At 32.0% G+C, this 7,383-nt stretch carries 7 protein-coding genes and 1 pseudogene; 3 read left to right on the forward strand and 5 right to left on the reverse strand.

The window, feature by feature from the left end:
- The 5 genes and pseudogenes from H3T84_RS11765 to H3T84_RS12585 all read right to left on the reverse strand — a co-directional run.
- Positions 1–241, reverse strand: a 241-nt coding sequence (locus H3T84_RS11765; RefSeq protein ID WP_198219278.1) for a hypothetical protein, incomplete at its 3' end; no start/stop codon positions are given.
- A 1,285-nt stretch (positions 242–1,526) separates the two neighbouring features.
- Positions 1,527–2,608, reverse strand: a protein-coding gene (locus tag H3T84_RS11770; RefSeq protein ID WP_370524154.1) for an IS3 family transposase whose coding sequence is annotated in 2 segments (ribosomal slippage) — positions 1,527–2,365 and positions 2,365–2,608 — 1,083 coding nt in all. Because the reading frame shifts where the segments join, the coding sequence is not laid out codon by codon here.
- A gap of 1,382 nt (positions 2,609–3,990) precedes the next feature.
- Entirely contained in the window at positions 3,991–4,071 is an 81-nt protein-coding gene (locus H3T84_RS12580) for an RHS domain-containing protein (protein ID WP_370524155.1), read from the reverse strand.
- A gap of 554 nt (positions 4,072–4,625) precedes the next feature.
- The gene (locus H3T84_RS11780; protein ID WP_198219280.1) at positions 4,626–5,090 is read right to left on the reverse strand and encodes an SMI1/KNR4 family protein; all 465 of its coding nucleotides are present in this window, start codon (positions 5,088–5,090) and stop codon (positions 4,626–4,628) included.
- 3 nt (positions 5,091–5,093) lie between these two features.
- Positions 5,094–5,189: pseudogene (locus H3T84_RS12585) on the reverse strand (HNH endonuclease); the annotation flags it as partial.
- A 1,063-nt stretch (positions 5,190–6,252) separates the two neighbouring features.
- On the opposite strand from H3T84_RS12585, the gene H3T84_RS11790 reads away from it, so the two are divergent.
- The 3 genes from H3T84_RS11790 to H3T84_RS11800 form a co-directional block, all read left to right on the forward strand.
- The gene (locus tag H3T84_RS11790; protein ID WP_174832680.1) at positions 6,253–6,465 is read left to right on the forward strand and encodes a DUF2283 domain-containing protein; all 213 of its coding nucleotides are present in this window, start codon (positions 6,253–6,255) and stop codon (positions 6,463–6,465) included.
- A gap of 252 nt (positions 6,466–6,717) precedes the next feature.
- Positions 6,718–7,011, forward strand: a complete 294-nt coding sequence (locus H3T84_RS11795) for a hypothetical protein (protein ID WP_198219282.1) — start codon at positions 6,718–6,720, stop codon at positions 7,009–7,011.
- On the forward strand, positions 7,005–7,383 hold a 379-nt coding region (locus tag H3T84_RS11800), incomplete at its 3' end, for a hypothetical protein (RefSeq protein ID WP_198219284.1). The genes H3T84_RS11795 and H3T84_RS11800, both read left to right, overlap by 7 nt.

Here is a 7,383-nt window from a genome sequence, read left to right on the forward strand (position 1 = left end):
ATACGATGGTTCCTACAACACAGGCTGATGTACTGGCAGTTCCTAATACTGCACCTAATGCCAATGCTGCTGCGCCACCGGTTGTGGTAAACATGCCTATTGCTACTGCTGCAGCGGCAATGCATGCAGTTGCTATAGCCGCATAACAGGCTATTTCGACAGCAGCGCCCGCAATATCAGCCAGCAATGAAGTATGTAAAAGGATGTCTCCCTCACGAGCTGCCCAGCATGCTTCTCCCATTTGATAATCTCTTTAAAATCAATCAGAAGTAATAATTTAATATGTAAAATATAATAACATTAATTTAATTATTTTATCATATTTTAATCAATATATTTAAATCTGTTAAATTAATTTTAGAAGAATAATATGAATTTGTATTAAATAATTGTAAATTAAGCTTAAAAAATATTTATAAAACCGGATAACGCGGTTATTAATGGTAGACAAAGGAAGGCTCGAACTGCTTGTAGACGGATTTTCAGTCTGTCAATCTATCGGCATGCCGTTCAGATCAGAATACAGTTACAGGCTCTGCCGTTTATCTGTGTCGTTTACCTGAATCATTTGCAGTCCGTTCCACAGAAGGGTGGTGCGGTTACAAGGTTGGTTTGTACGCTATAGCCATAAACTTACATTGACATAAATAAATATCAGATGACTATTTATCTATAATTGTGAGAAATATTGCCGAATTACCGGAAATTGTTATCAATCTTCTAGATTTAAACCTTTGATATAATTATCAGTAAAAACTGTCGTAATTTATCTGAAATAACTACATCGCTTTCATTCTCTAAGCATCTTGTTATTTAGAAATCTACTGATATATCCAGCCTGAAAACTATTGATAACTGATATATTCATTGAAAAAATAGGCTAACAATTATCTCTGCAATTTTGTTTTAATTACGTACTATATTCATTTCAATGGCTCTGACCGGAATAAGCAGGATTTGAAAATTATATTGTAATCAGATATATATTCGAAATATTGTCTGATTCAGATAGCTGATTATAATTCAGTACAGGAATTGCGAAATGAATTTTATCAGTTAAAGAAGTAGTTAAATATATTAATGATTTTGTTTTAATATTTTGAACCAAAGTTAAATAATAAATTCGTAAATTATTATTTTTTTTGATTAATTTTTATATAGTTTATTTTTGAATATTATACAAATGTATATCATATTCATTATCGCTTAAAACAATGACTCTGTCGGGAGATGTCAATGCTAATGAAAAATCATATGTTCTATTTATTTTAAACAAGCTCAATATGAAATTAGAAAAATTTTCGACACAAAAGGATATGCAAATATTCTCATAGTAGAATAAATTACAAATAGTATCTTTTTTTACATTTAATATACTTTCAACTTCTCTCACCAGAACATTTCTTTTTATAGGTAAATTAAAAACCTTTTTTTTGATGATGTTATCAATTTTATTTATTTCCATTAGTCTTTCTCGATGCCAAACTGTAAATACCCCATTGTTAGCACACAAACCAAGTAGAAAATCATGCTATTTGTTTCATGTTTCTATATTCAATTGGTGTCATATTATTTAATGCTTCATGCGGTCTTTCTGTGTTATATATTTCTAACCATTCTTCCGTTATTTTTCTTGCTTGTTCCAGATTTTTGAATAAATACAAATCTAATACCTCCGTTCGATATGTTCGGTTAAATCGTTCTATATAGCCGTTTTGATAAGGACTACCAGGTTTAATGTAATCTATGCTTATTCCATGTGATTTTGCCCAGCTTGTGAATCTATTGGCAGTAAATTCTGCTCCATTATCAACTCGTATTTTTAATGGATAACCATGATATTGAGCTAGTCTATCTAAATACCGGTTAATTCTACCTGCCGATAAACTGACCGCAATATCAATGCCTAATGCCTCACGATTAAAGTCATCAATAACATTAAAGGTTCTAAATCTACGATGATTTTCAGAACGATCACTCATAAAATCCATTGACCAACATTCTCCCAGACGACTTGGTACTGATAATGGTTGTGGATAACGCTGGGGTAATCGTTTATTTCGTTTAGAGCGAATGTTGAGTTTTAATTGACAATAAACCCGATAAACCCGTTTATGATTCCACTTATATCCCAGTTTCCTGATTCGATGAAAACACTTAGGAAATCCCCAACGTAAATGCTTGTCTGTTATTGACTTGAGTAACGAAATAATCCTAGAGTCATCTGCCGATTTAGGTTGGTAGTAGTAAGCACAGCGACTTAAATTCACAATGGCGCAACTCATTTTAATTGTCACACAGTATTGTGATTGAAGTGTTTGTGCCCAACACTTACGAACTGACGTCGGCACTATAGCTTTTTTATTATTTCTTGCTGAAGCTGAGAGGTTAAGCTTAATTCGGCATACATTTGTTTGAGTTTACGATTTTCAGCTTCCAGCTGTTTTAAGCGCTTAATATCCGAAGATTGCATACCGCCATATTTATCTCGCCATTTATAAAAAGTAGAAACGGCCATACCATATTTACGGCAAAGCTCTTTGACAGAGATGCCAACTTCAGCTTCATTTAAAATAGATACAATTTGATGCTCTGAAAATTTTTTCATATTGAAATTCTCCTTAAAAATATCATAGAGAATTTTCTACTTTCTTGCTGTACTATTTTAGGGGATAGTTACAAAGCGAATTCATTCTCATGTAAAATGATATATTAAAAGAACTAACCCCATCTATTTTATATGCATAATTCTTTGCTTTAATTAAGTTTAATTTATCTTTTAAGTTAGTTTTCATAACATATACAATGTTTATTAGTCACAGTGCCATCGATGAACATCGCTGACCTAAAGGTTTATTCTATTGTCAATATAATCGGTTCTGGCTGGGTAAATCTAATTGTATCAGGGTTATAGTACCTGAAAGTACTGTAATACAGTCCAGTTTGTCTTAAAAAATTACTAATATAAATTTCATTTAATAGTAAATCCATTGAGATATCTTTAAATAATCAGCTACTACATTATATGGTGAAGGAGTGTAATCGCCATTTTACAGTCTCAATGTAAAATATAAGTGTGTCAAAAATTATCCACTGTTTATCAGTTAATCTAATCAGTTTTACCATTGTGATACCAGTATATAATTTATTTTTATTTTTTTTATAATTTTCAGTACACTCTACAGCTTCAAGTAAGCCATCAATATTTGTAGAAATTTTTATCGTGTCATTATCCAAAGAATATTCATATCTTATTTCATCTTCTTTCGAATAATTTGACATTTTTTATACGGCTTAATTTAACATCAAAATTTTTTATAATTTATCAATATAGCAGTCTATATTACACCCAATATTAATATTACTCTAAGATTTATAATTTATTATATCTGCATTAAAATCTACCATGTCTTATTCTACATTCACTAGTATTCTGTGAATATAGACAGATAAGTCATAAATTCTGTCATAATTTTTAAATTATCTATAGCTGATTCTACCTATAATTTTTTTCCTGTTTTCCTTTTGTAAACTTCCAGTAACCATATACGATATCTATTAGGTTGATTTTTCTTTTTATTACCGTCAGGATGATCATCTTATATATATATTTGTTACCTGCTTTTGTTATTTTAGTGTAAGCGGAGCTGAATTAGATTTTTATACGTTTATGATTGTTGTTTTACTAATCTTTCAGAGGGCAAACAAATCAAGAATATCAGCTGTTTTTCCGATTGAAATATTTATCTAACGCGTAGTAATAGTGTATCTTTGTTTAAAATTTTTAGAAGGACGCTCACATTTCTTTTACAATCCTAAGGAACCATCCAAATCAGTTAGTATATGCTGACATAGGTTGAGTTTCGCCGGTTAATCCAATCGGATCCGGATGAGTAAAATGATCTACTGTGGATTGTAGTGCAGTCTGGTTTCTCTGTCTGAATACTGTCTCTGATACCTCAGGTTCTGTTGTATCTCTCAATGAGCAATCTACTGTATCGGTTTGCCCCAAAGCTGATATGAGCATTCACAGACGATTTCACCGGCTTCATCCGTCAGTTTCTCCGGCAAGCCGTTCAGGTCGGTATGGAAGTAGTAGATGTGCTCTTGCTGATTAACTGGTCCGGTCTATCCGTGCCAGCAGTTCATAGCTGTACTGGTTGGTATACAGATACAGGCTCTGCCGTTTGTCTGCATTGCTTTCCTGAATCATTTGCAGCCCGTCCCACAGGAAGGTGGTGCGGTTGCAGGGCTGATCACCCCGATCCAGCCGGTATTTTCAATTCGAAGTCCGGGTGCATTGTATATGTAGCTATAATGTTTGCATTGGTTCTGCTGTTCAATACATACTGCGGTCAGGTGCCGTTCAGTAAAATTTCTGGGTAGGGTTGGTAAAACAGGCTGTTCATAACCCCTTATTTGTTGCTGTGTTAAATATAAACCAAACGTGCTAAACTGAATTAAACAAATTGGTAATCCAAAGTAAGAGGTTATATACACCAAATTTTATAAACAGCATATTAATAATCATTAATATTAAATATGATTAAATAATATTTAAGCGTGAAGTTGATCTCTATTCAATTCAATTTAGATAGATAAATATTCATCGTTTGTGCTCTTAATTAAATTTCATCTTCCTTTAAGGGATAAAGATCATTTATAAACTTAGTGAAAGACTGATTAATATAATAAACATTGTCCATATTAGGTGTTTCACCTTCATCTGCTTCAAGTTCATGATCCCAAAAATAAATTCTATTACTATTAGATTTCAATTCCATTATAATAAGATTACCCCCAGCATCATGAGCTATAGGAATAAATTCTGAAGGAATTCTATCCTTATAAAGATCATAATAACTTAATAAATTACTATATTTTTCTCTGCCTAAACTAAGAAATTGATCAACCATAGATCCATCATTTCTATCAGAAAAAAATCTAAATGAATTAGGCTGAGGTTGTCCTCCATTATATTTCATTAAAAAATCTTTATAATTATTTGGTAAATTACTTTTAATAATTTTCTCAAAATTAAAAATATCTTCTAAGGTTGCGGGATTTTTAGAATAAATAATAGTAGCCATAAATTATTTTTTACCTTTACTTGTTGAAATTTCACCTGTGTGCTTTACTGCATCATGAATATCAGAAGGCACTAGTTGCATATATCCAGAATCCTGATGATACCAAGTTTATTCTGCAGGCCGTGGATTTTCCGAATCATTTTCTATAGTTTAATCTGTCCTATTAAGTATATAGTCCGTAAAGAGCACAAATTAATACAAACCTTTTTAATTGAATAGTGTTAAAAATTGGAATATCTGAATGAGTAAAGGTTTATAACGGGCATATTTCTCTCTTATTTCTATGGGTAATTTACTTGAAGGACATACTTTTTCTGCAATTATACTTTTACTGGAGTTTCGACTTTTAATTTTTTTGTCGTAGAATTACAGTACGTACTTCTATCAGGTACAGGCTGTCCAATGGTAATAGCAGATACCTCTGGCGATCTGTTTGGTGCTGATGCGACCATGGGCATCGTGCTTATAGTTATGCTCTGTGAAGCTCAGTAATTAGTCGAAGTAAATGAGGTTTTTATTTATAGACTATTCTTTAGATTACCTATCAAATTGGTTAGCCGTGCTATTGTTGCAAGGTTTATCAGCAGGTTTGATTACATTAGTTTCCGATTAACCAGCTACATATTAATGATAATCACTATATCTTTGTTTACTTTGGTATTTGTTTTCGATATTGTTAAGGTTGATTGTCCACACATAGATACAACAGAACCTGAGGTATCAGAAGCAGTATTCTGATTGAGAAACCGGTCTGCACTACAATACTGTCAGGTACTATGATCCGGATACAGGTCGCTTTACTTGGCGGGAGGATTTAATCTGTATCAATATGTTTCCAACGCGTTTACGTGGATTGATTTGTGGGTGTTGACATGTATTATAGGCAAGCCCAAAAAAGTGGTTAATTCAAACTTACCTCATGCAATAAAGAGAGCTGTTGAATAAAAAGTTTATCCAGATAGAAAAATAGCTTCTGATAGTTTGAAAGATTTTTAGGTAATAAAATTGAGAAAACTGGATTTCCTTCAGAAACAATACCAGATTGAGCTCATATTGACCGTATCCTAATTTCTGCAGAAAATAATGGAATGATTGTATATTAAATAGCAAAAACTGGAACTGCAAAATTAAAAACCGTTCTTAATAAATTAATGGAGTAAATATGTCATCGAAAAATGGGACAAAATTAGAATGCAGCACAGATGGAGATGTAGCTTATTTATATTTACCAAAACACCCTGGGAAAGGTATTTCTGGAATAAGTGCAAAACAGGTTTTTCTAAATTCATTAATTAATAACTATAAAGGACCTGAAATAATTTTAGATTTTAATAAAGATGGGGAAATTATAGGTATGGAATTTATTTTTGATTAAAAACAGTTTTTAAATTTAGAAATATTGTACATAAATAAGATGAATTTCTAAAATCTGAGCTTTATTTAAATAAACATTTTAAAATGGGTCTACCAGCTTCTGCACCCAGCCGCGGATCCGATTGATTTAGATGTCGGACACAATCTGTATCAGTATGCGCCGAATGCATTGATTTGGGCTGATCCATGGGGATTGTCGAAGAGTAATCTTATAGATGGTGTTCCCAAAAATCCCGGAATAGTTCGTCGATTTATGTCAAGCAAAGAGTTCAAGAACTTTAAAAGACATGGATTTACATTTGATCCAAAAGACCCTAGAGGGGGAATAAGTGCAACTTCAATACATGTAGATACAAGAAACCCAGATGCAATAAAAAGAAGAACAGGAGCCCTAGGAGCAGATTATTATATTGATATTGATACTCGTAATTTAGATGTGACATATAAAGGAAAGACAAAGGGAAGATTGCCAGATTGGAAAATCAGAAGTAGTCTTGATTTCAACTCTGACGCAATCGTAGGTCATGGAAAGGTGAGCAAATGTTAATAGAAATTTTACAAAAATATTTCGAGGCAAAAGAAAAATTACGGCTAGAACTCAGAAATCACAATGAGCAAAAATATTTTTTAGATAATATCAGTATTTCTGAAGGTACTTTGTTATTGGAAGAGTTATTAAGATATAATAAACAATGGAGTATACTTCAATTTGAGTTGTTATTAAGACTAAATAAAGATGCAGCATTGGCTTTTATCAAAGATTATTATCTGGAGCAAGATCTGGCAAATCATATTGATAATAAAGTACATAATCTTAAAATGATGTTTACTGAAATTAAAAATATTCTAGGAGAAGAAGAATTAATCAAAGTATTAAAATGCAAAGAATTTCGACCGGTAAACAAAAGAAATAAAAAAG

The organism is Snodgrassella sp. M0110, assembly GCF_016101465.1.
Taxonomy (GTDB): Bacteria; Pseudomonadota; Gammaproteobacteria; order Burkholderiales; family Neisseriaceae; genus Snodgrassella; species Snodgrassella alvi.

What these genes read in the sequence shown, in the direction of transcription:
- H3T84_RS11780 (WP_198219280.1), bottom strand. Translation starts at nt 5,090, where the DNA reads ATGGCTACTATTATTTATTCTAAAAATCCCGCAACCTTAGAAGATATT.
- H3T84_RS11790 (WP_174832680.1), top strand. Translation starts at nt 6,253, where the DNA reads ATGTCATCGAAAAATGGGACAAAATTAGAATGCAGCACAGATGGAGAT.
- H3T84_RS11795 (WP_198219282.1), top strand. Translation starts at nt 6,718, where the DNA reads ATGTCAAGCAAAGAGTTCAAGAACTTTAAAAGACATGGATTTACATTT.